Origin of the sequence: Glycomyces sp. NPDC021274 (assembly GCF_040641195.1) — a bacterium.
GTDB lineage: Bacteria > Actinomycetota > Actinomycetes > Mycobacteriales > Micromonosporaceae > Glycomyces.
Genome location: NZ_JBFADC010000058.1, coordinates 1 through 1,530, shown reverse-complemented (window position 1 = coordinate 1,530; position 1,530 = coordinate 1). Strand labels below are relative to the sequence as shown.

At 65.2% G+C, this 1,530-nt stretch carries 2 protein-coding genes; both read right to left on the bottom strand.

Features of this window, described 5'->3' with window-relative positions:
• A partial coding sequence (locus tag AB0I03_RS26520; RefSeq protein ID WP_360417334.1) for an urease subunit alpha occupies positions 1-913 on the bottom strand: 913 nt, incomplete at its 3' end.
• Positions 910-1,530 (bottom strand): urease subunit beta (locus AB0I03_RS26515; RefSeq protein ID WP_360417332.1); only part of this gene is annotated, 621 nt, incomplete at its 5' end. The genes AB0I03_RS26515 and AB0I03_RS26520, both read right to left, overlap by 4 nt.

Here is a 1,530-nt window from a genome sequence, read left to right as displayed (position 1 = left end):
GACCGAAAGGCAGGGTGGGATTGGTCGAGGAACCGATGACGTTGGGAACACCGGCCATCTTCAACACATTGGGGACATGCCCACCACCACAACCCTCGATATGGAAGGCATGGATGGTCCGGCCGTCCAACACACGCAAGGTGTCCTCGACACTCAGACACTCGTTGAGACCGTCACTGTGCAGCGCAACCTGCACGTCGTACTCCTCGGCGACCCGCAACGCGGTGTCCAACGCCCGCGCATGCGCACCCATGTCCTCGTGCACCTTAAAACCCAGCGCACCCCCCTCAACCAGCGCCTCGACCAGCGGGGCCTGACCGGAGGACGAACCACGCCCCAGAAAACCGATGTTGACCGGCCAGGCATCGAAAGCATTGAACGCATGCCCCAACGCCCAGGGCGAGTTGACACCAACACCCCACACCGGACCGAACTCCTGACCGATGATGGTCGTCACACCGGAAGCCAACGACGCCTCCATCACCCGCGGCGACAGCAGATGGACATGGGTGTCCACCGCGCCCGCGGTGGCGATCATGCCCTCGCCCGAGACGATGGACGTCCCGGTACCGACCACCACCTCCACCCCATCGAGGGTGTCGGGATTCCCAGCCCGCCCCATGGCATGGATACGGCCCTGGCGGATACCGATGGAGGTCTTGCGGATGCCCTGGATCGCATCGATGACCAGCACATTACTGATCACCACATCGCACGTCTCCCGCACCGAGGCAGCCTTGAGATGCAGACCGTCACGGGCAGTCTTGCCAAAACCCGCCAGGAACTCCTCACCGGGCTTTTGCGCATCGGACTCAACCCGGACCACCAGCCCACAGTCACCAAGGACAACCCGGTCCCCGGCCCGCGGACCATGCACCGACGCGTACTCATAAGGGTCAATGCTCCTGGTCATCCCTGCTCCTTAGCTCCCAGGTAGCCACAGGCAACAGCCCGCCGCAGCGCTTCGGCCCGAGCCCCCGGCGCATCGAGCGGCCCATCAACCAGACCAGCGAACCCGATCGCGATCCGAGCACCACCGATCGGCACCAAACCGACCTCCAAGGACCCACCGGGATCGAACCGCACCGACGAACCAGCCGGCACACACAACCGCATCCCATACGCAGCACCACGATCGAACGCCAACCGCGGATTCGCCTCAAAGAAGTGAAAGTGCGAGGTGACACTGATCGGCACGCTCGCGGCGTTCCGCACCTCGATCACCACCGCAGGCTCAGGCTCCGGATCAGCCGGACCAGGCAACACCGCCCCCGGCGCCAACACCACCCCACCACCACCGCCGACCGGCTCGACCGGTCCGACACCGATCGGATCCGTGACCACCGCAAGCCGGGAACCGTCATCAAAAACGGCCTCCACATGCACCTCGGTCACCACATCCGCCACCCCCGGCAGCACATCCTCAGGCCCCAACGCACTACGCGCCGCCTCAATGGCCTCAGCGAGGCGACGCCCGTCCCGCGCCGCCTCGCAGACAGTGTCCGCGATCAACGCGGTCGCCTCGGGAAC